The sequence below is a fragment of the Ruthenibacterium intestinale genome, assembly GCF_040096265.1.
GTDB classification, from domain to species: Bacteria; Bacillota; Clostridia; order Oscillospirales; family Ruminococcaceae; genus Ruthenibacterium; species Ruthenibacterium komagatae.
The window spans coordinates 1-25,140 of sequence record NZ_JBBMFA010000056.1 but is presented as its reverse complement, the minus strand read 5'-3'; the positions used below and the strand labels follow the sequence as shown (position 1 = coordinate 25,140).

Here is a 25,140-nt window from a genome sequence, read left to right as displayed (position 1 = left end):
ATAAAATGTATATAATATCTCGTATTGTATGCTTGTCATTCTGGAATGGCATGCCATATTGTTAGAATGAAGGAGACCGAACACCATGGAGAAAGAAATCGTAATGACATACGCGGGCCTGCGTGCCATCGAGGAAGAGCTGGAAATGCTCAAAACGGTGAAACGTAAGGAAGTGGCGGAAAAAATTAAGATTGCACGCGGCTATGGCGATCTGTCTGAAAATAGTGAGTATGATGAAGCCAAAAACGAGCAGGGAATGGTGGAAGGACGCATTGCGCTTCTGGAGAAAATGCTCAAACACGCCCGTGTGATTGATGAAGATGATTTGACCAATGATGCGGTCAGCGTTGGCAGCCATGTAAAACTGCGCGACGAAGACGGCGAGTTGGAGGAGTATGACATCACCGGTTCGACGGAAGCGGACCCTCTGTCCGGCAAAATTTCCGACGAGTCCCCGGTGGGCGCGGCGCTGATCGGTCACGCGGTGGGCGACAAGGTGGAAATCACGCTGCCCAACGGCGCGACGATCTGCTATGAAGTTCTGGATATCAGCCGTTCTGCCATCTGATTGAAAGATTTATTTCAACAAAAGACCTTTTTTTAAAAAACAGGTGCCCAGGCACCTGTTTTTATGTTATACTACAACTGCACGTCAGTGTATTAAGGCAGAATCGGGAGGACAACATGGCAAGTGAAGAACGAAACACAACAGCTCAGCCGGAAGAGCAGGAGCTGAGTGCGCAGGAATACAACGAATTGGTTGCCGTGCGCAGACAGAAATTGAAAGAGTTGCAGGAAGCCGGAAAAGATCCCTTCCAGCAGACCAAATATCCCCAGAGTGATTTTGCGGCTGAGGTCAAAGCAAACTTTGTGGACGTGCCCGAAGGGGAGCATGGTCAGGATGTTTGCATGGCCGGCCGTATGATGTCGAAACGCGTGATGGGAAAAGCGAGCTTTGCCGATCTGCGGGACCGCACGGGTGACATCCAGATGTACATCCGCCGGGACGACGTGGGGACGGAGGAGTATCAGGCCTTCAAAAAATTTGATATCGGCGACATTGTGGGCGTGAAAGGCTTTGTGTTCCGCACCAAAATGGGCGAGATCAGTGTTCATGTGAAAGAGATCGTGCTGCTCAGCAAGAGCTTGCTGCCTCTTCCGGAAAAATTCCACGGCCTGAAGGATACCGAAACCCGGTACCGTCAGCGGTATGTGGACCTGATTGTGAATCCCGACGTCAAGGAGACCTTTGTAAAACGCAGTGCGATCCTTCGCGAACTGCGCAGCTACCTGGACGGAAAGGGCTTCCTGGAGGTGGAAACGCCGATTTTGACGCCGTTTGAAATCGGTGCGGCCGCGCGGCCTTTTATCACACATCACAATACGCTGGATATGGACATGGTGCTCCGCATTGAGACCGAGCTGTATTTGAAACGGCTGATCGTGGGCGGCATGGAACGTGTGTATGAGGTTGGCCGCATCTTCCGCAATGAGGGAATGGACCCCAAGCACAATCCGGAGTTCACCACCATCGAGCTGTATCAGGCATACACGGACTACCACGGCATGATGGACCTGGTAGAGGATATGATGAAGACGGTCGCCATGAAAGTGTGCGGAACGCTTCAGGTGTCCTATCAGGGCAAAGAGATCGACCTCTCTCACTGGGAGCGCATGACCATGGTAGAGGCGGTGAAAAAGTATTCCGGTGTTGACTTTGATGAGGTTGAGTCGGATGCACAGGCCGTTGCACTGGCCAAGGAGCATCACGTGGAATTGCCGGAAATCCCCACCAAGGGCGCGATTCTGGCGGAGTTCTTCGATGCTTTTGTAGAGGACAACCTCATTCAGCCCACCTTTATTTACGACTATCCGGTGGAAGTCAGCCCGCTGGCAAAGCGGAAACCCAACGACCCCATGTTCACCGAGCGCTTCGAATATTTCATCAATGCAACGGAATTCGGCAATGCGTTCAGTGAGCTGAACGACCCCATTGACCAGAAGGGACGTTTTGAGCGCCAGGTTGCCGAGCGCAAACAGCTGGAGCCTGCCAGCAAGGCACAGGTGGACTACGACTATGTAATGGCGCTGGAGTATGGTCTGCCTCCCACAGGAGGTCTGGGCTTTGGTGTGGACCGTTTGGTGATGCTGCTGACCGATTCGGCTTCCATTCGGGACGTGCTGCTGTTCCCCACCATGAAGCCTTTGGACTAAAATTCCACAATATATAGTGTCTGATGAAATAGGACGGCGCAAGATGTAGTAAAAGAGGCTTACAACTACAACTTTTCTACAACTTTTGCTTGAAATCAGACGGCATCAGACGGGCCAAAATGAAGGGCAAATCCGTGTTTTTTATGCGGATTTGCCCTTTTTTGCAATTTTCACATTAGCACCAAATTACCCTTGATTGCCTCTGCTTTTTCCCTCATGTTTTCTTGTGTAATATGCGTATAAATATCCATAGTTGTGGAAAAATCAGCGTGGCCCATCACCTGCTGGATAAACTTGATGTCGTTCGTGCTTTCACAGAGCCGCGTGCAGAATGTGTGTCTCATGTTATGTACGCTAAAATGCGGCAGCAGTTCCGGCTCACGATCTTCCAGTTCAGCCTGATCCATTTCTTCGGCGTTGTAGGCGATGGAGATACGCTGGATGGCCCGATTGATATTATGGGCACTGAGAAAGTAACCTTCCCGATTCCTAAAAAGGAAACCGTGATACCCATTCATCACAAGGTCTTCCGGATAGAGGGTGTCCATGACTTCAATCAATGTGCGGAGCTGTTCAGCAACCTGCGGATACAGGATAGGGATGGTGCGGGTGCCGCTGGCCGTTTTAGGGGTGGTGATATGAAAACCTGCTTTCCCATCGATCACACGATAGATCAAGTTGTGATTGACAGAGATGGTGTTGTTCTCCAGGTCCACATCATTTTTAGTTAAGCCAGTACATTCTGCAACACGCATTCCCGTACCGAGCAGCACGACCATGACAGGCAGCCAGTGGCTATACATCGGTGACTTGGAAATGAACCGAAGGAAGTTCTTCTGCTGTGTCATGGTCAGCGCGATTCTTTTCTTCGGGGGTGCCCCGGCTCCCTCTGTTTTGAGAGAGCGGTAGACACCTTTGCTTGGATTTTTTCGGATGTAGTCATCATCGACCGCCAATTCAAGCGTGGGGTGAATCAGGTTATTGATGCTTTCCAAGGAATTGATCGCAAAGCCTTTTTTCAAAAGCTTCGTGTAAAATGTCAGGATGTCGCTCTTTCGGATGTTGGGCAGGGGAATGTTGGCAAACGGCTCATCCTTCACATAGTTGCTCCAAAGATATTCGTAATTCGCCCGTGTAGAAGCCTTTAACTGGATCTTCGTATCCATGAGGACTTTGAACATATCATTTAGGGTGATTTTCATATCAAGCAAGTGGTTGTCCGGGTGTTCAGCGTCCTGCTGTTGTTGGCCTCGGTTTGGTTCTGGCTGGATGGCTCTCTGCCGCTGGCCTACGGCCTGATTTTGGTAATCGCTTCTTTCATGGTGTTCAACGATTTGGAAAACGCCGGGAATATGGCCTCTCTGCTGCAAATGCTGGCGGCCTCGATGGATACGGCAAACTCCATTGATGACACGCCGGTGATGGACGAGAAAGGCACTGACATTACGCCGAAGTCCAGCGAGATCGTGTTTGACAAGGTGGATTTTTCCTACGCAGACCGCAAGATATTGGATCAGGTCAGCTTTACCATTCCCGAAAAAACGACTACGGCCATTGTAGGCCCTTCCGGGGCAGGTAAGACAACGATGTGCAACCTGATTGCCCGCTTTTGGGATGTGAACGCCGGGAAGATTACCATAGGCGGTACGGATGTACGGGATTTCAAGCTGGACAGCCTGATGAAGAATATCTCGATGGTGTTTCAGAGCGTGTACCTCTTTGCAGATACGATTGAGAACAATATCAAGTTTGGATGCCCGGATGCCACCCATGAGCAGGTGATTGAGGCGGCGAAAAAGGCTTGCTGCCATGACTTTATTTCCGCTCTGCCGGAGGGTTATGATACTGTGATTGGCGAGGGCGGCGGCACTCTGTCCGGCGGTGAGAAACAGCGTATTTCCATCGCCCGCGCCATGCTGAAAAATGCGCCCATCATCATTTTGGACGAGGCAACAAGCAGCGTTGACCCGGAGAATGAGGATGAATTGCAGCGGGCTATTGAGGCGTTGACCCATGACAAGACCATCATTATGATTGCCCACCGGCTGAAAACCGTTCGGAACGCCGACCAAATCCTTGTGTTAGACAATGCCCATATCGTCCAGCGTGGCACTCATGCAGAGCTGATCCAGCAGAAGGGCCTATATGCCGACTTTGTATCGGCCAGACAGGAGGCCATAGGCTGGAAACTGGCTCAGTAAAGGAGGTTCAGATGAAACTTCATGCGTCGGGTGAAGATTACCTGGAGGCTATCCTTGTTCTCCAAAAGAAAATGGGCATGGTACGTTCAGTTGATATTGCCCGGCACATGGGATTCATCAAACCGAGCATCACCCATGCCATTACAACGCTGCAGGCCGGCGGATTTGTTGAACGGGATGAGGACGGCTTCATTCGTCTGACCGATGTGGGCCGCGAGGTGGCTGAGCAGACCTATGAGAAGCACTGCTTTTTCACGGAAATGCTCATAGAGGCCGGCGTGGATCAAGAAACGGCTGAGGCCGACGCCTGCCGGATGGAGCACGCTATCAGTGAGGACAGTTTTCAGCACCTGAAGGTCAAGCATCAGGGATAAATCTCGTTTAGAAGGAGCGGGCAGAGAAAACAGATCTTTGCCCGCCCTTTTTCTCTGTGTTGAAGCTGCAAGATTTTGATGAAAATAACCGCCTGATGGGAAAAGTTATCGTTCAGTCAAAATCCAGCGATCTTTGACATTTACACTTAATATGGCGTTTTGAAACCATAAATAGATAGAAAGAACGGGAGGGATGTCTATGAGACGGAAAAATCAAAACAGCAGAGGTAATTTCAAGTTACAACAGGCGGTCTTATTCCAAAGAGAATGAGGCTGCCTTTTCTTTTATAATCCGACAAAAATCAACAAAGTTTTCGGAACAACACTGCACCTAAGATAATTGGCAGGCCCGCCGCCTGTTCATAACAGCGGCGGGTTCGTGTGCAAAGTGTGGTTCAGATGGCAGGGAGCCAGAAGTGCATGATGGAAAGATGGATCATGCACATAAAGAGGTTCGTCCATCTGCTTACATTTCGACACACAGCTTACTTTGCAATACGGTTCTTCCGCCGCCCTTTTCCTTTTCACAGGAGCAGGCGGGAACATCGCAAATCGAGCGATAAGCCTCCTCCTGCGGGCGCCGGAAGTCATGACGGACTTCTTTATGTGTATCACTCGGCCGGTAGCTCACCTTTGCGGTGTGCGGCCGGCCGCGTTTCTTTATATGGCAAGGCAAGACGCCCGTTAGTTCGGTGTCGGTCTCCGCCAAAGGTTCAAGAATTCCCTTAAAATTTTTGAACTATTTGGAGGATAAGGCCATGTGGCAACGAAATAATGGACGAGCAGAGGAAGAACTGCAAATCAAGTTTACAGGTTACTTAATCCAGGCAGTCAGACGAACCCAGCGGGATTATCTGAAGGCTCTTTATGCGTACAGCAATCAGGAGACCTTGACGGATACGATTTTTGCCGTGAGCCAGACGCTGGAGCAGGAAGTGATGGAGCGGCTGCCCCTCTGGGAGAAAATCGAGAGCAGCGCGCTCCTGTATGCCTTGAAACAGCTGGACGAGCGGGAACGGTATGTGTTCCTGGCCCGCGTGCTGGACAAGCGCCCATTCGATGTGATCGGTGTGCAGCTGGGATTGTCGTATAAGGGTGCGGCTGCGGTGTATTACCGGGCCATTCGGAAGTTGAAGAAGAGCATCGAGGGGGTGAACGGATATGACATTTGAACAGATGCTACGGCGAGCCAAGGACGGTGACCATGAGGCCATCACAAGCATTTTGCTCATGTATCGGCCCCTGCTGCTCAAGTATGCCGTGATCAACGGCAGACTGGACGAGGATCTGTACCAGGAGTTGTGCATCACGCTGATGCGGGCGATTGACCTGTTCCGGATTTAAGTCTATGAGAAAGGCCCTGAGATCACCGTCTCAGGGTCTTTCCCGTGGGCTTAAAAATTGACTTGCCGCCCGGGAACACCTTGCGCTGCAAGCTGTTCCGCCCAGCAGATTTATTCAGATGCAGCAATACTTTTTTAAATTATTCTCAAACTGCCTCATTGCATGGCAAAGGTTGCTCCACTATAATTAAGACGGGAGGTGTTGAGAGATGGCAAATGAAGATAAAAAAGATTTTAATGCAATGCTACACGATAGCAAGGATATGCCTAAAGTTCAGACCATTACTGATCAGAAAAGCATTGAGAAATATGGCGGAAGCAGAATGTACTTTGCCCCACCGATTGACTATGACAAGGTGATGAAACAAATTCCTTACGGCAAAGTAATCACTATCGGAAAAATCCGTGAATATTTTGCTGAACTGAACGGGGCGGATTTCACAGAGCCTATCACAGCCGGGATTTTTGTATCTATTGCAGCATGGGCGAGTTACCAGCGTTCCGAGGATGAAACCCCGTATTGGCGAACCTTAAAGGCAAATGGGGAATTGAACGCAAAATATCCCGGCGGTATAGAAGCACAAAAGGAAAAGCTGGAAGCAGAAGGTCACACAATTATTCAGAAAGGACGCACAAATATAAAATATTTCGTTAAGGACTATGAAAGTGTTCTTTTTAATTTGAAATAAGAAGTTTTAATTTGCTAAACGCATTTATTATCAGACCGGCCAGCCCTAAATTATCAAAACTGAATACCAGCTGGCCATCGGCGGCACCACTGAACAGGAAATCATTGAGACCTGTTGCTAATTCAGCAAGATTCGCATTGGCCTGACCTATTGGAAACAGGCCTGTTCTGTGTTATACTAAAATCAATGGAGGGGGTGAAGGCGCGATGAGTCCATTGGAAAAGAAACGGATTGCAGCGGTCAAGACGGCCGACGCGATCAACGCCATTGAGGGCGCGCCGATTTCCAGCTATGCACGGTCGCTGTCTGCCAGCTGGGCCCGCGGTGAGCTGACGGGCGAACAGATGAAGCAGGCATTGCTGGCATATCATCGCCGGATCGCGGAGCAGGAGCGCCAGAGCCGTGTCTGACCCGTACCTGTATGAAGATGTGCCTGTCTTGAAAAACAAGCTGGGCATCAAAAATGAGCAAACACTGGATCGCATCGAAGCCGAGCAATCCAGAGCAAATATGATGCTGTTATACGAACAGGGCTTTCAGGATTTTTCTCCGGATGGCCTGCGGGAGATTCACCGGACCCTGTTTGACGACATTTACGAATGGGCCGGTCAGTACCGCATCATCAATATCGAGAAGCGGGAGAAGCTGCTGGCAGGCCGAAGCGTTTGGTACAGCAACGAAGACAGGATCGAGGAAGATCTCGACGAGGCGTTTGGGCGGCTGAGAACTGCTCACTGGAACGGCATCAGCCGGGAACAATTTGTTCATCAGCTTACCAGTCTCTTTCCGCCAATCTGGCAGGTGCATCCCTTCCGGGAGGGCAATACCCGAACGGTTGTAATGATGATGACCTTTTTTGTGGAGCATCATGGATACTTTATGGATCAGGAGCTGATGGCTGCCAGTGCCGGCTATGTCCGCGACTCTTTTGTGATGGCCTCCCTGGATCAGTTTTCAGAATTTGAGCATTTGGAGCGCGTACTGCTGGATGCGGTTTGCGATGAGCCGATTGATTACAGTGAGGAGAGCCTGGAGGAGCCGACTGAGATACCGGAGAAATACCGCAAATATCAGAATGAGCCCTATGTGCCGGAGCCGCACTACCGGCGTGAGGAATAAAAGAAGCGCACAGCGGAAGAAAATCCGTTGTGCGCTTGCTTTATTTTGGTGAGGTGCCTGGGGCAACAAATTTGTAACCGTGGCCTCGGACGGTCTCAATGATACCGGCGCCCAGCTTGCGGCGGAGCTTATAGACCATGCTGGAGATCCCGGTCCAGCTGGCGTCAAAGGAGTCCGCCGCGACAGCCTCATAGATTTGGCGGGCGGAGAACACCTGCCCCGGCCGGCGGGCCAGCAGAAGCAGAATATCAAACTCCATCGGCGTCAGCTCCACCGCCTGGCCGGACTTCCACACCAGCCTGCATTGCGGATCGATTTGCAGAGAGCCAAAGAGCAGCGGTGTGTCTGCGGAGGCGGTTGCCGTGGAAAAGTCTGCGACAGACGAGAGGGCCGATATTGCTTTGCTAAAAAGGGCTTCTTCATCGTCCCTAAATGATAGAATTATAAACTTCCCAAGCAGCTCACCTCCAATCGTTCAAACTTCGCCCGCTTATTATCTTTTGGAATGTGCGGGGCGAATCATCAACAGGACGATACCCACGGCAAACAATACGCACTGAACGATAAGAACTGCAGCCGGCATAGAGAAGCCAGGGTCTAAAGTCCCAAGCGTTAATGGGTACTCGCCAAAGAACTGTCCATTCCAAATTTTCAAGGCATCAGGCAGTGGCAGGGCCATGCACCCGAAGGGAATTAACATCCATACATAGACCAGCCAAGGCCGGATCTGACCCAACAGCCAGCCGCTCCCGAGCGCAAATATCAGCGCCGGAACCAATGTGATCAAAACCGGGAAAATCAGTTGTCCCCAACTGTACCAGCTAAAATACTGTCCGTAAAAGAAAGCGGTCTCCGCGATACAAACCAAAGCCAGTAATACGGTTCCGGTCAAGGCTGCGGCGCATCGGGTAAGGGCATATCGTCTCGGAGAAACCGGGGTTGCATCCGTAAGGATATTTACTCGCTGCGCTTTACCGGATGTGAAGAATGTCAAAAAGAAGAGGGCACCAATCCACAGCAGTGGAATCATGCGGCTCAGGTAATCCCCGAAACTCCAGGGAGAGAACGGGGCGGTGTGTGACACCCCTAAAATGGTCACGCTGTTCAGTACCTGCCATCCATAGAACAGCAGGATCAGCAAAAGGCCAAAAAAGAATTTGTTCCACAACAGGCGTTTGCACTCATATTGAAATATCTTAATCAAGGTTCAAATCCTCCTCTGCCAGCCCGCAGGCGTTTAAGAAATCCTGATAGGTCAGATAGGGATACATGGGGTCCAGTTCCCGGTTGAACAGACGATTCAGGATTTGATCAAAAGCATCTTCGCCGCCCACCAGCTGCTCTGCTTTCAAAATTTTGAGCGGCATCTCGCAGTATTGCCGCACATAGGTCAGGTTCCCTGTAATCTCCAGCTGCTTGTCCTCCGGCAGATTCGCCAGGTAATCGGGATTGCGCACATAGAAATCCAAATAGTAGTCGTCCACAGCCTGCTGCCATTGGTCGATGTAATGTTCCTGGGCGTAGGCGTCCCCATATAGTTCTTTGACGATACGGTAGGTGGTGTAGACGGTCAGACCTTCGGCCGACCAGGGACTTGTGGCATCCGAAGTATCAAACATATTGCCAAGGCCCCACCATTGGTGAACAAGCTCATGGATCATCACTTCGCCTGCGCCGCCGCCCTTATCAGCATTTCCAAGGTTATCAGCGGTGAAGTCTGCCTCGTCAAGCAAGCTGGCGCCATTCGTGGCATAGCCGCCGCCAGTGACCCGGCTTTGGATGAGCTTGAGCGTTTCACCTGTCCCAAAGGACAAAGAGCCATAGTGCTCAGTACAGTAGTCCACCACAGATTTGACTGCCTCTACTGCACCCGCGGCTTCCATAACAGATTGATGTTTGCGGCCGTAGTAGAACTCAATGGTCATGCCGCCAGCCTCAATATTCTCACAAATATAATCCCCGGCATAAAGGATGCCGCCCGTGCCATTGGCCTCATAACGCCAGGTTTTGGTGCTGTTGTCGTGTTCTGCAATCACCTCTGCTTCACTGGAGCCAAATGGAATCGCAGTCATGGACGCAGGCAGTGTAATTTCAATGGTGGCAGGGTATCCATTTTCGCCCGGCATAACATTCATCAGGCGCGGGGAAAGAGCCGAGTTCTCCAGACACAGGTATTCTGTGCTGATCTCTTTGCTGCCCTGCATCGTGGACATATTGCGGCTCTCCTGCGGAAAACCACTGTATTCCATGACCAGCTCCGCTTGTTCATCAGCAGGAAGGGTCACTTCCAACATGGCCTCATTGTACTCCTGGTACTCGCTCACCGAGAAGGGTACATCTGCGCCGTTCACCTGCACATTGGAGATGGTATATCCGGGATTGATGCCAAAGGCCACATTTTGCTTCTGACCCGAAGTGTTCTGGAATTGATAGGATGCCGTGCCGGAAAGAGAGCCTGTGGAAGTATTGGGGAACACTTGTGCGCTGCGTCCAGTGCAAACTACATTTTCTGCGTAGGGCACCTCATAAAAAGTCATCGCCATTTCGTCCGGATTGCTTTGGTCAACCAGCGGCTGTGCGGCATAGGCAGTGCCGGAGCAGACTAACAGGAGCAGGGCAATGGCTGGACGGTAGATCCGCCGTGTGCTTGCGGCTAGGGAACCAAGTACCCCCTTCCCATATTGTCGAATGCAGAGATAGGAAACCGCCCAGACCCCGGCCAGGGCCGCCAGCCAGGTCAGGCGCATCCAGGCAACCGAGCGGAAGATGCGGAAGTTAGAGAAGTCATCCGACAGTGCCCAAACACAGGGATTGAGCCAGCAGAGCTGCCAATCATCCGCCCAAACGGTCAGGCTCAAGGCTGCAAAGGCGGCAAACAGCACCAGAGACAGGTCAACCCTCCGTGTAAACTGATAGGCGGCTGCAGCGGCCAGAATGGACAGCGGCAGGGCTAGCCCCATCAGGAGCAGATAGGCCAGTACAAAATCCATGCCGCCAAATACTGAACCAATGAGGTGCATACTGATGGGGAGCCAAACCAGCATCGTAAGGGCCACGGTCACAACCGCCACTGCCAGTAGAGCCAACAGGCGAACCAGGGCCATAGTCAGTGGAGATACTGCCGCGTCCATCAGAACATCCGCCCGGCTGCGGCTGACGCGATCCAGTTCAAATATTGTGAGCAGGCCAAACAGGATGCCGCCAACAACACCGCCAGCGATGGCAGGATTGGCAAGGTAGAGGGAGAGCATTGTAGTGGCCGTGGCCGGTTTGTAGAGGAAAAGGCCAGCTGCCGGGGAGATTACAGTCAGCAGAATCATAAGCCAGGTCAGCCGGTTTTGAAGCAGCCGTCCAAACTCCAGAGGGAAAAGCCGAATCGTCTTCATTGTGCCACCTCCCGGGAAATGAGATAGAGGTAAGCATCTTCAAGGGAGGGCTCATCCGCCTGCGCATAGGCCGGGAGTTTATCTGCGACTGCACGGCAGCGGATTCCCTGGCTGGTATTGACCCGGGCAGTAATATGTAGCCCCTTTTCCTGAACCTCGTCTTTCTCCCAAAAGACGCCCACATGGCCAGCAGCGGACTGGATCAACTGTTCCGGTGTTCCGGTGAACAGGATATTTCCGTGATTGATAACCACGATCTGGTCGCATACCGACTGCACATCTTCGATGATATGGGTGGAAAGCAGCACCAGACGGTCTTCTGCAGTGCGGGAGAACAGATTGCGGAAGTGAATCCGCTCTTCCGGGTCCAAGCCCACCGTGGGCTCGTCAAAAATCAGGAAGGGTGGATTCCCCAGCAGAGCTTGCGCAATACCTACCCGCTGACGCTGGCCGCCGGAGAGGGTGCGGATTTTGGATTTTGCCTTTTCTTCCAAATTAACCGCTTGGATTGTCTTTTGAATTGCGGCTTTGGAATTTGAGATCCCCTTGAGCGCAGCCATGTAGTCGAGAAACTGTGTGACCGTCAGCTCATCGAACAAGCCAAAGTCCTGCGGCAGATAGCCGAGTCTCGCCTTCAAAAGCCGGTCTGTTTTGGCAAGCGGCTGCCCATCCACCAGGATATAGGCAGAATGATTGTAGAGAATGACTCCTTCCAGGGTCCGGGCATAATCCGGATTGTCGGGGTCTTCCGTGGGGATCTCGAACTGCAGGGCGCCGCCGGCGGGAATTTTCACCCGCTGGAAACTCATCATCTGCAGGCCGTCCGCATCTTCCGCGATCTCATCGCTGCTGAAATCACCCTCCACCATCGCAGGGAGCAGGAAAGTGTTCCGCTCAGGAGTGTTCATCATAGAAGTGTTCTGTTCGTACATAGTTCGTTCCTCCTTAAAATTGGATGGTTGGCAGCCACTCAGGCGGCCAGCTGGTTGATACGGCTCCACTGCCTTGCCGGCATGGAGAGAATGTTGTAACCGATGCCCTCCAGTGCAGTCGCCCGGTCATAGTCCTGAACATCCTGGCTGTGGCGGGTCACCGCATTGGATAAACCATAGAGCGTCAGGTCGTTGCCCTCGATCAGCCGCTGCAGCACACCGGAACTTTCCTCATCGGTGATGTGGAAGTCCTTGCTGACCAGCTTGACAATACCGGGGACATCGGTGGTATTTATGCGGGCCTCCTTGGCCTCCCGCATCATGTTGACTACACGGGTAAAGCGCACCTCGTCTACCACGGCCCGCACCGTGTCCTGGATCTTCATGGCAAAGGCTTTGTCGTCGGCCTCCAGCGTCTTTTCCGAATACAGCTGATAGTTCTCCGAAGCCTCATTGACGCGGCCCACATGAGTGCGGCGCGTCTGGGCATCGTTTACAACCATACCGTTACTGCATACCAGCCGGTAGACCAGCGGCTGGATGTTCACCGATCCGAGTCCCACCTCGCTGTTGCTGATGATGATGCCGGACTGAACGATGTCGCCCGGCACGACCTCGGCCTCCAGGCGGGTGTTGACTACCTTGATATACATGCGGCTTTCTGTGAGCTGGCAACTCTCAAAGTGCATTCCCTCCATAGGATAGGCCTCCACCATGATCTCCATGAGTACGGCGTCGTCCATGCTGTATTTGCGCTTGGCAAGGGTCATCATCCTGCGGTAAGTGCTGTTGCAGGAGTTGGAGTGGATGGTGGTGCAGACGGTATGGCCGGTGCGGGAGCTCTCGGCGGCTGACAGGCTTTCCGCAGCGGACCGCATCTCGCCGACGCCGATGACATTGGGGTGCTTGCGCAGCACCCGCTCCAAGAGGAAGTCCTGGTTGATGTTCAGCGCCGGATTTTCGCTGGGCCGGGTCAGCAGATGAATGACGGAATTTAAGATATTCCCGTTTTCATCCCGCTTGACCAGATCAAACTCGCGGCTGCCTTCTTCTATGGTGATAAGGCGCTGGTTGTTGGGTACATTGGAGAGCAGCCAGGCCATGATAGTGGTCTTGCCGGAGCCGGTGGAGCCCGCGATGCACACGCTGACGCCATACCGGATACACGCCATCAGAAAGTGAAGCATCTCTGCGGTGGCGCTGCCGGAATCGAGCAGTTTCTGCTCGGAGACTGTCTGCTGGTTGACGATACGGATGGAGGCGTTGATGCCCACATCCGGGTCTACAATGGGCGTCTTATCCACAGAGATACGGATGTTTTTGTCCAGAAAGCCCACCACACTGGGCATGGTGTCGTCAATGACCATGCCGCAGGCATTGAGCATACGGCGCACCACATCAATGGCGTGCTGCGGGGAGGAAAACTTATCCGGGATCTTGATGCTGCGCCCGCCGGCCTCGATCACTTCGATGTCGTTGTAGGCGTTGATGTTGACTTCCTCAATGCCGGGCTTGTAGATCCACTTCTTGAGGAAGGAGTACCCGGCCATATCCTCATAGAGCTTTTCGCACAGTTCCTCGGTAGTCAGCCCTTCGATGGCGTATTTCCGCTTGACAATATACTGCACCATCAGCTCTTTGAGCAGTGTGGTGGCCCGCTCGGCGTTGCCCTCGCCGGCCTCGGCAATGGTGGAGGCGTGATTTTCAGCAAAATACCGCTGCACATCCTCCAGCACCTGGTCATAGGTCAGGTCCTGGTTGGCCACCGGCGCGAAGAATATGTCGTTGAGATTATTCATCGGCGTCATCCTCCTCGAACTCGTCCTCGTCGTCCGCATCCTCTGCCGCCTGCTCGGCCAGCTCCATCTGCTCCAAAGCGTCCAGCACCTTGTTGAGCGAGGCGGTGTACTTGGGATTGCAGTATTTGATGGCCTGGAACATCCCGCCTTCGGTGGCGCAGCGGTCAATTTCCTTGCCGTAGGGCAGCAGCCCATCCCAACCGCCGATGATATAGCCCATCTCATCCAGAGCGTGGAAGGGGCGGGCCATGCCGGCAAAAGTTATGTGCCGGTCATAATGGAACCGGCCATCTACCAGCAGGGGCTGATGGGCCTTCAGATAGTTGACGCCCTTTAAGTCGGGGGTAAGCAGGCGGATGACCAGATCACCGGACTCGATTGCTGCCGGAGTGAACACATTGGTCATGCTGGAACTGCAGTCCAGAATGACGAAATCCACCAGCTTTGCGGCAGCGTTGACCAGCTGGAGTACCATAGCATATTTGACTTCCGGATAGCTCAGCGGATTCTCACCGGCGGAATAGCCCATCAGGCCGATGAAAGGATAGCTTTTGAGCACCGTAACATGGCTTGCCACCAGTGTAGTGTCGATTTCCACGCTGCTTAGGACCTGCCCCACCGAGGCGTTGGTCTGGATGATCTGCTCCGGCAGCCAGACCGGGAGCATGGGGACGCTGATCTCCGCGTTGATGATGATGGCTTTCCGCTTGTCGCGGGTCAGGGCTTTTGCCAGGATGCAGGAAAACATGCTTTTCCCGCTCCCCGGGCTGCCCCAGACAGTAATGACTTTTCCCATAGGAAACTCCTTTCCCAAGGGTGGAATGCCCTTGACTTTTTGCAAAACAAATGTATAATATAAGATAGATTATCATAAAATGAATTATGATAAAGGAGGCGTTAACATGAAGTTTATCGGCAGACAACGAGAACTGGAGTCTCTTGAAAGGGAATACCAAAAAGACAGCAGCTTTGTTGTGATTTACGGCAGGCGGCGTGTAGGAAAAACAACACTAATTAAAGAATTTATCAAGAGTAAGCTGGCATTCTACTTTCTCGCAACGGAGGAAGTGGAATCACAAAGCATAAAACGGCTGTCTGGTGTTGTGTCCCGGGTAACACGGAATCCGTTGCTGCAGCGTGCAGCCTTTTCCGACTGGCTGGATTTGTTCCATATCATTGCGGAATTCCGGCCGGAGGAAAAGAAAGTCCTGGTTATTGATGAATTTCCCTATCTGGTTAAGTCCAATCCGGCGTTCCCGTCTATTCTGCAAAACGCATGGGACGAAGTTCTCAAGGACAGCAATGTGATGCTGATTCTTTGCGGCTCCTTGATTGGAATGATGCAAAAACACGCGCTGTCTTATGACAGCCCCCTGTATGGCCGCCGGACTGCACAGATCCGGTTGGCGCCTTTACCGTTCCCGGATGTGTATGCCGCTCAGCATCTCTCTTTTGAGCGTGCGGTGGAGCAATATGCGATTACCGGCGGCGTACCCAAATATCTGGAGTTTTTCAACGATCAGGAAGGACTGCTGGAACAGGTGGAGTCTGCGGTTCTCTCGAAGAACGGTTTTCTGTATGAAGAACCAAACTTTCTGCTGAAAGATGAAGTGGTATCCGCTGTCAACTATTTTTCCATTATCCGCGTGATGGCGGATGGAAACCACAAGCTGGGGAAAATTGCGGGAGCTCTGGGGACAGAAACTTCCGCGCTGACGCCATATCTTTCCACGCTCAGTGACCTTGGCTTTGTCGTGAAGGAAACGCCGGTTACGGAGAAAAATCCGGAGAAGTCCCGTAAAGGCCTTTATTTCATCTCTGATAACTTTGTGCGTTTCTGGTTCCGGTATGTCTATCCATATAAAGGGGAACTGGAACTGGACAATACGCAGATTGTTCTGGATGAAATCCGAAAAGACTTCGTACAGAAGTTTGTGGCCTTCGCCTATGAAGATATCTGCAGATCCATTTTTGCAGACCTTTGCAGGGAAGGTGCCATTGACTTTGTTCCCTCGCGGATCGGAGCTTACTGGCTGAATGATTTGGACAGCGATACGGAAATTGATGTGATGGCGGTGGACCATCAAAACAAGCGATTCTTTGCCGGCGAGTGCAAATACCACAATAAGCCGGTGGATGCGCCTGTCTTTTTTGCTCTCCGCGATAAGGTGCAGGCTTCTGGCGAAATCCAAAAGGTATGGAAAAGCTATCAGCCTATTTTTGGGATATTTTCTAAAAGCGGTTTTACCCAGCGTCTTGTTGACTTGGGCAAAGAAAATCCGCAGCTTTTCCTGATTAACGAGGATCATCTTTCTACCCAGCAGTGAGGAAACGGGCGGTGAATCTGTTCACCGCCCATTTTTATTCGCCGTCTTCCGGGATGCTGTCCGCAGGAGTTGTTTCCACACCGCCTTCCGTATTCTCGGTGCCCGCTTCGCCTGTGGACTCGCTATCTGCGGCGCCTTCAGCAGTTTCTCCGCCATCCTGGCTTTCAGCATTTTCTTCAACCAGTGTTTCGGGGAAGTAGATCTCCTGAAGCGTCTTGTCCTGCTCAGCCAGCAGTTCCTCGGCCAGCTGGTCGTTGTTGCGGGAGATCAGCGCCACATGGGCCACGCCGTCATTTTCCATCTCAGTAATGATACGGGCCTGCTCCGGGCTTGCCAGCACAGTGATGGTGGCAGACTGCTGCGGCTCTTCGTCCTCGGTAGGCTCCTTGGTGTTGTCCACATTGATACCGTCAGAGTCGGTGACCGACAGCACCTTGACAAAGCGCAATTCCGGCACCTCTTCCGCCGTCTCCAGGAAGTGATAAATGCGGATGATGTCGCCCGGCTGCAGCTTATCCGACAGGCCGGAGGCCAGCGTTTTCACAGTCAGCGAAATGGCGACCTTGCCAGAGGGGATGTCGTTGAGCGCCACATCCGAGGAAACAGGGACGGTACTGACCTTGCTGGTGAGGATATAGTCGCCTGCGGCCAGCTCGGCCGTTACATACAGGCCCTCCACATCCTCCATGCTGTGGGCCACATTGGACGGGAGATTGTACCCGCCCACTTCTACGACTTCGGCATTGTCGCTGGTGATCTTTTCGCCCTTCAGCACCGGCTGGGTGATGCGGACGATCTCCGTCTTGCCGTTGGTCTGCCGGGCAATGGTGGGCAGTGCCACAAATGCGATGACCGCCGCCAGAACCAGGGACAGAATGCCGAAGATAAATCGGTTGTTGAGTTTCATAAGCATCTCTCCTGTCATAAAAATAGTTCAGCCAGCGTCGCCACAGAGCAGCCGCAGGCCAGAAAAGGTAAAAACGGGATCGCGGTGGGCTGTTTGTCCCGCAAGAGCCGCCGGTACAGCAGCACCACCGGCATGGCGAAGCCGGCGGCTACCAAAAATACCAGGGCCATGCCGGAGGGACCATAGACCAGACCCAGTACCCCGCAGAATTTGATATCCCCGCCGCCCATGCCGCTGCCGCCGGTCGCCATAGCAGCGGCCAGCGGGATGCAGAAGCCCAGCAGCGCGCCCATCAGCGCCTCGGTCACAACAGGCCAGATAAAAATGGGCATCCGGTCATACTCCAGAATGAAGTAGACCTGGATCAGCGGGGCCAGCGCGGCCAGGGGGATAAAAAAGACGAGCGCCCGGTCGGGCACCCGCCTGTATAGGATGTCGTAGACGGCAAAACCCGTCACCACCAGAAAAACAGTGAGCAGGTATGCCATCCACACATTACTCTCGATTGGTGTACCAGTCATCATAGAGGCTCCCGTCAATGGAAACATAGTCATTCAGGTTGATACTCAGCATCCCGTCCGGCGTCCAGGTATCCCAGACCTGGGTGAAGACGGTGTAGTTCGTCGCATCCGGGAACCAGATGGGGGTAAAGTGCACTTCCCGGCTGTAAGTAGAGAACTCATTGGGCTGGAAGGTGAATTTGGCGCTCCGGCCGCTGGACACCCGCTGCAGCAGGCGGAGATAGGTTTCATACTGGAACTCCGGGAACACCGAAAAGGCCGTCTGCGGATGGGTGATGTGGCTGGTGGGCGCGTCGGTGGAGAGCGTGGCTGTCACATCCTGCTTGACGCCGTACCCGCTCTTCATGGACTTTCCGGAGGCTGTCGGTACGATATCGTCCGGCATCAGGGACATAACGCCACTGATGGAGGCAGAATAGCCGGTGTACTCATATTCCCAATAGCCTTCATCGACCCAGTGCCCGCCGTCTTCCCCATGGTCGCACCAGACCCATACCGGCACCCAATAGCAGCTCCAGACGCCCCAGTTAGCGGTGAGCTTCTGCGTTTCGTTGGGCAGGGACGGTACCGTATAACCGGGGTTGGTATCAGTCGCCACCGGGTCAGGCGGAATATGCTCATTCAGGTCCACAATTTCCGCCACAAAGGTATCCTGGGCGGTATAGGCCCCGCTGACGGATACCGTGATGGTGACTGTCTGCGGTGTGGTGGGGGTATGCCACTTGACCCAGACCACCTGGCTGTCACCTGCGGGGATCACCACATCGTTGACTCGGTAGGTGGTGCCGAGGATGTGGAAGGTCACCGAAGCGGGATTATCCGGCGTCAGGTCGGTATCCGTCCGCAGGGTGACAGAGGTAATGACATCGGTATCTACCCGGTACTCCACATCGGGGGCTTCAATATCCCCCTCGGGCGGGGCTTCATCAAACCAGACAATGCCGACGCCCAGTGTATTGATGATGTCGGAATTGTTCTGCGTCCCGGTGGTGTTGCCGGTCCAGGCGGAAATACCAAGGTCGCTGAACTCCAGAAACATGGACAGCGGCAGGTTCTTATGGGTCAGCGAGGTCATGGTCCGGCGCAGGTTGCCGCCGGACATCTGATCGTAAAGGCCGGCCTCGGTGGCCGTCATGCAGTAATATTGGCCGTTGTGGGTAAAGTAGGCGATGGGCTCGATCAGCAGCTTATATTCTCCAGCGATCATCCGCTCATAGTCCACACCCGCAGCCTGGGCGACCATCATGCAGGCATATTCCGAGCAGAAGTACCGCTTGATGGCGTCAATGTTGCTCTGGCCCTTGCTGCTGACGATGGTGGGCATGGACTGCGCGGGCTTGATGCAGGAATAGGCCACCCCGGACTGGAGGGAGAGGCCAGTGCCGCTCAGGTACTGCAGTTTGTTGACTTTGCCAAAATGAAGGATGCTGCTTTTCTGCGTCCGGTTGGAAAAGTCCAGCGGTGAGGACACGGCAGCACCGCTTGCTGCGTCTACAACCGTGATACGCACGCCATCATTGCCGGGATTCCAGAAGTTTGAGGATGTGCCTTGCCCCATCCCGCCGCCGCCACCGTCAATGTTCCCGTTGCCTCCTGATGCAAATGCCGTGGAAGGGATGAGACAGAACACCAGGGCGAGGCTGCATAAGAGGGCGAGAAGTCGTTTCAAATACATCACGCTCCGTTCTTTTTGAAAATAAGAAGGCCGCCACAATCCCGTGACGGCCCTTCAGGTCCATATTCAGTTGTAGGTGGTCAGCCGCCCATGTTGCCGACCTGCTTGTTCAAATCGCCGTCGCTGTCGCCGGTGGACTGCTGCACATCGCCGGGGACTACCCAGCCAAATACCGGATCATAGACAGCGCCGCTGCCATTGCTGGAGCCGGGGGCCGGCTCATTGCTGGAAGTGGATTCCTCTGCGGGAGGAGCAGTGACTTCCGGTACTGCCGGGTCGGGATTGACCTCATGCTCTTCGCCGGGGTCTTCGATCTCCGTCTTGCCTTCCGGCACAGGGGGAGGCGTTTCTTCCGGCTTTTCCGTATCGGTAAAGTCGATTTCAACCTCGCCCTCGGATTCTGAGGTCACCTTGGGATATTCCTCTTCGGCGCTGGAAGACTGACCGGGCGCATAGGCATCTGCGCCCCCGCCTCCGTCGCCAGACTGCACACCGCCATCCGACCAGTCGCTGCTGGTGCTGCTGGGCGGGGATTCATTCGGCCGGAATTCTTCCGTGCGGTCCCGGCTCACGAACCAGCAGATGCCCAGAATGGCAACGCAGAGGACGGCCAGGGCCGAAACAATAAAGCCTTTGGATTGAAAAAACTTCTTCATGTGTGTCCACACTCCTTTTTGCTGTTATATAAAGCCTATACTGCGGAGCTGACTGGATTTCAACAGCGCCGCTAAAATTTGGTGTTGTGGTAGCCGGTCAGCTCCACCCGCTGTGTGATGGTGGGGTAGCTGTGGCCGAACATTCGGATGTAAAAATCTACATCACAATAGAAAATATATTCCACCCGGTCGCCCACCACATTGAACTCCAGGCTGATGTCGGATACCTCATAGTCCTCGGTGGAAAGCGGGATCTTCTCCGCCAGGCCGCCGGCGACAGTGGCCTCCAGCATTTCCGTATAGTCATTGCTGGAATAGAGGGTGCGCAGGTATTCCTCGAAGTTGGTTTCTCGCTGGGAGCGGTAGGTGTCCGCATAGATGGTGGCGCTCAGGTTGTTCAGCTCCATTTTGGCGCCGTTGCGGATGTTGATGCAGGTGATCCGCACCGAGGCGTACAGGAGCAGGAAAGAGATGAGCATGACGACCCCGACTACAAAAAAGCAGGCAAAGAAAGTGATCTCGCCCCGCTCGTTGCAAAGCGGCCGGCGCAGCCGTGAAAGAAAACGCTTCATAGGCCACCTCACTTCCAGTAGTGCTCGCTGACGCCGGAGCCGCGGGCAACCACCGTGATGTTGACCAGATCCAGGTTCCAGAAGCCGCCCAGTTTGGCCTCGCCCTCAATGGTGATGTAGAAAGGGGTCCCCAGCTGGATGGCCCGGGACATCCCGGACGGCGTAGGCGTCTTGTATGTGGCATCGATGGAGTATGTGATATTCTCCGCGCCCTCGATCTCCGAGCACAGGAAGTCAAAGAGCGAGTCGGTCTCGCTGTTGATGCCGCCGGACAGCTGGATTTGCTTGACCATCTGATCTGCCGCATGGTCTAACTCCTGTTTTGTGGAGATGATGCCGAACAGGTCGATGATAAAGGCCAGCAGGATAACGGCGATGAAGATGAACACCACCGTGGAGAAATAGTTGGCCTCGCCCCGTTCGCTCTTCAATGTCCTGCGGACTTTTTGCAGGAAAGTATGAATGTGAACCACCACCTTTACTTACAAATGAAAAACAGCCGTCCCGACCGGAACGGCTGCATTACAAAGTTTTGACTGTACCAAGTATAGCAGATTTGGATTTACGGCGAAAGGGCAGGACTGCGCCAATGTATGGGCAATCCTGTGCCAATTCAATGTGTTGTTGTTAAAAACAAGAACGACAAGCACACATCATCTTAACTGAAGATAATGTGTGCTTGTCAAAGCAACGGAGGCGAGTTCTATACGGTCTGCATGATGCTCACGAGAAAGCCTACGCACAATTACAGCAATGATTCAACCAGTTGATAGATGTCGGTGAATGGATTAACGGCGATCCCAAACGGTTTATTGCAGTCATTTTGAATATGGTATTGTTCTACACGCTTGGCGTTCTGGATCGCATCAGTTGTATGTTCAGATAACTGCGCATACACATCGCCGGCTTTTTCATAATCCGAGAGGTAGGCGGTCAAGGCTGTCTTCACTGCAGGGTAATCTTTGAAAAATTTTGTTGTGTACTGAAAATGCAGCAAATACCAAAACTCAAAGCAGGGATTCGAGATTGCGATGTGAATTCCCTTTGCATCTGCCAGTTTCCTTGCTCTGGAGAGCAAGGTGTCCTTGGCGGCGATAGGATCAGGATTATTATAGTTTACATCACCGTCAGCAACGACCCACACCGCATCCCCATTTGATGCAGAAATCTGATTTTTATTTTGATATTCCACGGCTTTCCGAATCAGGCCAAGGTAATCGGTTTCACCTCCTTTGGTGCGGCTGCCGACCACACGAATGTCAATATTGGTCTGGCGGCTGCGATAATGTTCAAAATACTTCGGTTCAGTTTGAGAACCCTCTGTTACAATCAGAATGACAGGTTTTAGTTTTCTGCGCCGCTGCCCACGCTTTTCAATTTGTCCGCGTGCCATTTACAGCCCTCCCTTGATAAAGGGAATCGCACCAAAACGGCCGATCAAATAACCCTTTTCTACTTTAGTGTCTTTGCGAACGGAAAAATCGTAAAGGGAGAACAGATCGGTGGCTGCTGTCTGTTCGTCTTTTTCTGTGAACCAAATTTGATCTCTTCTCAACAAATCCAGATCAAGAAGATTGGTGCTGTGAGATGTGAAGATCAACTGAGCACCCTTTGGATTGAATTCTGTGCTGTCAAACAGGGATACCAGATGCCTGGTCAATAGAGGATGCAGATGTGCGTCCATCTCATCAGCCACAAGAAGCGTTCCCTGGTCTAAAGCCTTTTTCACAACGCCGATCAGTTTGAAGTAACTGTTGGTGCCGTCAGATTCCTCTGCCATATTTAACGCATAGGATAACGCATTTCCATTGGTATCCTTTACCGTGTGAATGGCCTCAATATTTGCAAAGCTGTCACCGTGCTGCGAAGGAGCAGGCTCTGCATCGCGCATTTGCAAAGCCTGTATTCCCAAATCTGCAACACGCAGCATAGATGCGATCACGCGCCGGTAATCATCATCTTTCAGCTGCTCTGCCTCAAGCCCATAAGCGTCCGCCACGGAATTCTTCGTGATAATCTGACAAGAAGCGAACCACTCCAAAACCGGAATCACTTTAGAGTAACTCCAGTTTGATGCAACTGACAAGTAGAGTTTGTTCGCAGAAGTGCGCTCCTTGAGCGTGTTTTGTTCATCTATATCCACCGTAAAACGAAAATCTTTGGTATTTTTTCTCTCAAAAATAAGCGCCTGTCTGCCGTTGGGATAGTAATATAGGTATTCTTCTGTAACAGCCTTATCTGTCACAGAAAAACCATACGCATATCGGATACCTTCAGTGGTAAAGATGACCTCAAAGCTGCTGGGGCGCGTTGGCGTTTCCGGATCAAACTTGAAAGGCAAACGGTCAATGGTCTTATGAAGCTGCTGGTTATGTGAGGTCAGCACATAGTTTACCATGAACCAGAACGCGTTTAGGACATTAGACTTCCCCGAAGCATTGGCTCCGTAAATGACAGCAGACTTCAAATAGCTTTTATTTCCATCCATGATAAGATGCTCTGGATGCTCATTATCCTTGCTGGCCAGCAGGGATAATACAACCTTATCTTTGATGGATAGAAAATTCTCCACACTAAATTGAATCAGCATAAGCGACCTCCTAAACCTTTTCTTTTATATATTATAGCCCGTATTTTGTGAAAAATCAACGCAAACGCAAAATAAATTCTTTGAAATGGGAATTTGGAAGGAAGCCTATGTGATAAAGATATACAGCGGTAGATCTGATAATGACAAAAAAGAAACCTGGAGAGCAGTTCGTTACTACTCTCCAGGCACTTTTGCTTTTACAGGTTCTGCCGGATGATCCGCGTGATGATGCCCACGGCCACGCCCCGCTCCATATCCAGGCGGGTGACGGCAAAGGACACATCATCCTTCTTTCCGGGCATCCGGTAGTCGTAGCAGGAGTGGGCTACCGCATTGACGCCATTGGCGAGCCGGACATAGACCACGCCTTTATGAACATCGGTGACCTTTCCTGCATACTTGCCCTGGATGCGGCACTTCTGCAGGTTGTCCCGGTCAGTGTTTTCCGAAGTGCTCTTGATGTCGGCCCGGATGCCCAGATCCTCCAGGCTGTTGCGCCGCACACTGAGGATGCGGACCAGCACTTCATCGCCCACAGAAAACCGCTCATGAGCGTCGCCGATCCAGTCCCAGGCAAGGTCGCGGGCCAAAATCGAGCACTCCACCCCAAACACCTCCACACGGACGACCTTTTCCGCCACAGCGATGACCCTGGCCTGGACAATCCGGCCCTCGTAGACGCGGTACATCCCATCCGGGTCCAGATCGAAATAGAAGGTCTGGCGCTTGCGCATCATGGCCTCCCGGCGGCTGGCTACCACGCTGCGGGTCTTGGAGTCGATGCCCCGCACCACAAAGTCAATGTCGGCGCCCAGCATATTCCCCAGGATCTTGTTCTGGCGCAGCATCAGGTCAGTGTATTCCTGGCCGGAGGGGCTGCGGCCCAGATTGATCATCATTTCCTTCAGGGGGATGATGATGCGGAATCCCTTGTAGTCCACCACAGCCACCGTCTTGCGGTTGTCCAGCTGCTCAATGCCGCCCAGTTTGCCGGTGAGGATGCGGCGGGTGCGGTAGGCGTTGTGGATCTCATGCCAGATGATGTCCTCGCGGTCTTCCTGCGTCTCCACATCTTCCCGGCTGCGGATGGTCAGGATTGAAGGCTCACTGCGGCGGGGAGCGGCGGTGCGTCTGGGAGTAGAAGTGGGAGCAGGGGCGGCCTCTGCCAGCGGTTCGGCCAGCGAGGCAGGAACTTCTGCCGCAGCCGCTTCACTATCATCAGACGGCACATCTTCCTCAGCGGGAGCCATCGGCGCAGGAGGCTCTGCTTCTGCGGGAACTCCTTCCGCCGGCGCCGTATTTTCGACCGGTGCGGTCTTTTTCCTGCGGGTGGCCCGCTTGGGCTTGGGCGGTTCCGGTTCCTCAGCCGCTCCAGAAACAGGCTCACTGGGGACATCGGCTGCACCATCATCAGCGGGAACAGCAGAGGCACCTTCGCCATCATCACTGTCAGAGCCCTCTGTCAGAGCGGCGTCATCATCGCCGGGAAGGGCGTCTGCCACCGTAGCATCGGTGTCCATCTCACCAAACATCTCGCTTTCGGTGAGTTCCGGGAGGCTGCCGTCATCCTCAATGGTGGTTGCCTCTTCATCCGGCTGGTCCATAGAGGCCAGCAGCTCATTCAAATCGCCGCCATCAGCGGGTGCCGCCATATCAGCCTGCGCTTCATCAGGGGGCGGAGCGTTCTCCACGGTAACCGTGGTCTCAGGTGCGGTATTTTCCTGCTCAAGCAATTCTTTTTTCTTGGTTGCCATAAGTAAAAACCTCCTCGTATTATAAAGTAGTAGTGTTTATAGACCCTCTCCAAGGTCTATATGCTATACTGTTGGAGATAC

25 protein-coding genes and 1 pseudogene are annotated in these 25,140 nt (G+C 52.9%); 10 read left to right on the top strand and 16 right to left on the bottom strand.

The annotated features are described in order from the left end of the window. Window positions 1-85 precede the first annotated feature (85 nt). Complete coding sequence (gene greA, locus WMO24_RS03365) at window positions 86-568, top strand: transcription elongation factor GreA (RefSeq protein WP_349214922.1); 483 nt, start codon at window positions 86-88, stop codon at window positions 566-568. A 116-nt stretch (window positions 569-684) separates the two neighbouring features. Beyond that, on the top strand, window positions 685-2,214 hold the full coding sequence (lysS, locus tag WMO24_RS03360) for a lysine--tRNA ligase (RefSeq protein ID WP_349214921.1): 1,530 nt from the start codon (window positions 685-687) through the stop codon (window positions 2,212-2,214). 170 nt (window positions 2,215-2,384) lie between these two features. On the opposite strand, the gene WMO24_RS03355 is transcribed toward lysS, so the two are convergent. After that, window positions 2,385-3,416, bottom strand: a complete 1,032-nt coding sequence (locus tag WMO24_RS03355) for a site-specific integrase (RefSeq protein WP_349214920.1) — start codon at window positions 3,414-3,416, stop codon at window positions 2,385-2,387. On the opposite strand from WMO24_RS03355, the pseudogene WMO24_RS03350 reads away from it, so the two are divergent. The 7 genes and pseudogenes from WMO24_RS03350 to WMO24_RS03320 all read left to right on the top strand — a co-directional run. After that, window positions 3,417-4,415, top strand: a pseudogene (locus WMO24_RS03350) (ABC transporter ATP-binding protein); the annotation flags it as partial. 11 nt (window positions 4,416-4,426) lie between these two features. After that, window positions 4,427-4,789 carry a metal-dependent transcriptional regulator gene (locus WMO24_RS03345; protein ID WP_349214919.1) on the top strand — a complete coding sequence of 121 codons (363 nt, stop codon included), beginning with the start codon at window positions 4,427-4,429 and terminating at the stop codon, window positions 4,787-4,789. 758 nt (window positions 4,790-5,547) lie between these two features. Then, window positions 5,548-5,961, top strand: coding sequence for a sigma-70 family RNA polymerase sigma factor (locus WMO24_RS03340; protein ID WP_040647377.1), 414 nt, complete (start codon window positions 5,548-5,550; stop codon window positions 5,959-5,961). Further along, window positions 5,951-6,133, top strand: a complete 183-nt coding sequence (locus tag WMO24_RS03335; RefSeq protein ID WP_006573903.1) for a helix-turn-helix domain-containing protein — start codon at window positions 5,951-5,953, stop codon at window positions 6,131-6,133. The genes WMO24_RS03340 and WMO24_RS03335 overlap by 11 nt, the downstream gene beginning before the upstream one ends. A 208-nt stretch (window positions 6,134-6,341) precedes the next feature. Then, window positions 6,342-6,821 carry an MGMT family protein gene (locus WMO24_RS03330; RefSeq protein ID WP_118425565.1) on the top strand — a complete coding sequence of 160 codons (480 nt, stop codon included), beginning with the start codon at window positions 6,342-6,344 and terminating at the stop codon, window positions 6,819-6,821. Between the two features lie 206 nt (window positions 6,822-7,027). Then, window positions 7,028-7,231: an antitoxin VbhA family protein gene (locus WMO24_RS03325; protein WP_349214918.1), complete on the top strand. Its 204-nt coding sequence runs from the start codon at window positions 7,028-7,030 to the stop codon at window positions 7,229-7,231. Next, window positions 7,224-7,940 (top strand): Fic/DOC family protein, encoded by a 717-nt coding sequence (locus tag WMO24_RS03320; RefSeq protein ID WP_349214917.1) that lies wholly within the window; start codon window positions 7,224-7,226, stop codon window positions 7,938-7,940. Before WMO24_RS03325 ends, WMO24_RS03320 begins: the two co-directional genes overlap by 8 nt. A 40-nt stretch (window positions 7,941-7,980) precedes the next feature. Here the strand turns inward: WMO24_RS03320 and WMO24_RS03315 are convergent, their stop codons facing one another. The 6 genes from WMO24_RS03315 to WMO24_RS03290 form a co-directional block, all read right to left on the bottom strand. Beyond that, a complete protein-coding gene (locus WMO24_RS03315) occupies window positions 7,981-8,235 on the bottom strand; it encodes a winged helix-turn-helix domain-containing protein (RefSeq protein ID WP_349214916.1) in 255 nt (84 codons plus the stop codon). Window positions 8,236-8,433: 198 nt separating this feature from the next. Next, window positions 8,434-9,144 (bottom strand): hypothetical protein, encoded by a 711-nt coding sequence (locus WMO24_RS03310; RefSeq protein WP_349214915.1) that lies wholly within the window; start codon window positions 9,142-9,144, stop codon window positions 8,434-8,436. Next, the gene (locus WMO24_RS03305; protein ID WP_349214914.1) at window positions 9,137-11,326 is read right to left on the bottom strand and encodes a M1 family aminopeptidase; all 2,190 of its coding nucleotides are present in this window, start codon (window positions 11,324-11,326) and stop codon (window positions 9,137-9,139) included. Before WMO24_RS03305 ends, WMO24_RS03310 begins: the two co-directional genes overlap by 8 nt. Beyond that, the gene (locus WMO24_RS03300) at window positions 11,323-12,258 is read right to left on the bottom strand and encodes an ATP-binding cassette domain-containing protein (RefSeq protein WP_349214913.1); all 936 of its coding nucleotides are present in this window, start codon (window positions 12,256-12,258) and stop codon (window positions 11,323-11,325) included. The genes WMO24_RS03305 and WMO24_RS03300 overlap by 4 nt, the downstream gene beginning before the upstream one ends. Before the next feature lie 38 nt (window positions 12,259-12,296). Further along, the gene (locus WMO24_RS03295; RefSeq protein ID WP_349214912.1) at window positions 12,297-14,057 is read right to left on the bottom strand and encodes an ATPase, T2SS/T4P/T4SS family; all 1,761 of its coding nucleotides are present in this window, start codon (window positions 14,055-14,057) and stop codon (window positions 12,297-12,299) included. Beyond that, complete coding sequence (locus WMO24_RS03290) at window positions 14,050-14,805, bottom strand: CpaE/TadZ family protein (protein ID WP_353963948.1); 756 nt, start codon at window positions 14,803-14,805, stop codon at window positions 14,050-14,052. The genes WMO24_RS03295 and WMO24_RS03290 overlap by 8 nt, the downstream gene beginning before the upstream one ends. Window positions 14,806-14,959: 154 nt before the next feature. On the opposite strand from WMO24_RS03290, the gene WMO24_RS03285 reads away from it, so the two are divergent. Next, window positions 14,960-16,384, top strand: coding sequence for an ATP-binding protein (locus WMO24_RS03285; protein ID WP_349214910.1), 1,425 nt, complete (start codon window positions 14,960-14,962; stop codon window positions 16,382-16,384). A gap of 34 nt (window positions 16,385-16,418) precedes the next feature. On the opposite strand, the gene cpaB is transcribed toward WMO24_RS03285, so the two are convergent. The 9 genes from cpaB to WMO24_RS03240 form a co-directional block, all read right to left on the bottom strand. Beyond that, entirely contained in the window at window positions 16,419-17,291 is an 873-nt protein-coding gene (cpaB, locus tag WMO24_RS03280) for a Flp pilus assembly protein CpaB (protein ID WP_349214909.1), read from the bottom strand. A gap of 14 nt (window positions 17,292-17,305) precedes the next feature. Further along, window positions 17,306-17,815, bottom strand: a complete 510-nt coding sequence (locus WMO24_RS03275) for a prepilin peptidase (protein WP_349214908.1) — start codon at window positions 17,813-17,815, stop codon at window positions 17,306-17,308. After that, window positions 17,787-19,487: a DUF8193 domain-containing protein gene (locus WMO24_RS03270; RefSeq protein ID WP_349214907.1), complete on the bottom strand. Its 1,701-nt coding sequence runs from the start codon at window positions 19,485-19,487 to the stop codon at window positions 17,787-17,789. The genes WMO24_RS03275 and WMO24_RS03270 overlap by 29 nt, the downstream gene beginning before the upstream one ends. Before the next feature lie 80 nt (window positions 19,488-19,567). After that, entirely contained in the window at window positions 19,568-20,143 is a 576-nt protein-coding gene (locus WMO24_RS03265; RefSeq protein WP_349214906.1) for a DUF6550 family protein, read from the bottom strand. A gap of 71 nt (window positions 20,144-20,214) precedes the next feature. Beyond that, window positions 20,215-20,715, bottom strand: a complete 501-nt coding sequence (locus tag WMO24_RS03260; protein WP_349214905.1) for a hypothetical protein — start codon at window positions 20,713-20,715, stop codon at window positions 20,215-20,217. An 8-nt stretch (window positions 20,716-20,723) separates the two neighbouring features. Beyond that, window positions 20,724-21,146, bottom strand: coding sequence for a DUF4320 family protein (locus WMO24_RS03255; RefSeq protein ID WP_227603392.1), 423 nt, complete (start codon window positions 21,144-21,146; stop codon window positions 20,724-20,726). A 314-nt stretch (window positions 21,147-21,460) separates the two neighbouring features. Continuing rightward, window positions 21,461-22,108, bottom strand: a complete 648-nt coding sequence (locus WMO24_RS03250; RefSeq protein WP_349214904.1) for an RloB family protein — start codon at window positions 22,106-22,108, stop codon at window positions 21,461-21,463. Continuing rightward, the gene (locus WMO24_RS03245; RefSeq protein WP_349214903.1) at window positions 22,109-23,305 is read right to left on the bottom strand and encodes an AAA family ATPase; all 1,197 of its coding nucleotides are present in this window, start codon (window positions 23,303-23,305) and stop codon (window positions 22,109-22,111) included. 197 nt (window positions 23,306-23,502) lie between these two features. Continuing rightward, complete coding sequence (locus WMO24_RS03240; RefSeq protein WP_349214902.1) at window positions 23,503-25,059, bottom strand: S1 RNA-binding domain-containing protein; 1,557 nt, start codon at window positions 25,057-25,059, stop codon at window positions 23,503-23,505. Window positions 25,060-25,140 lie beyond the last annotated feature (81 nt).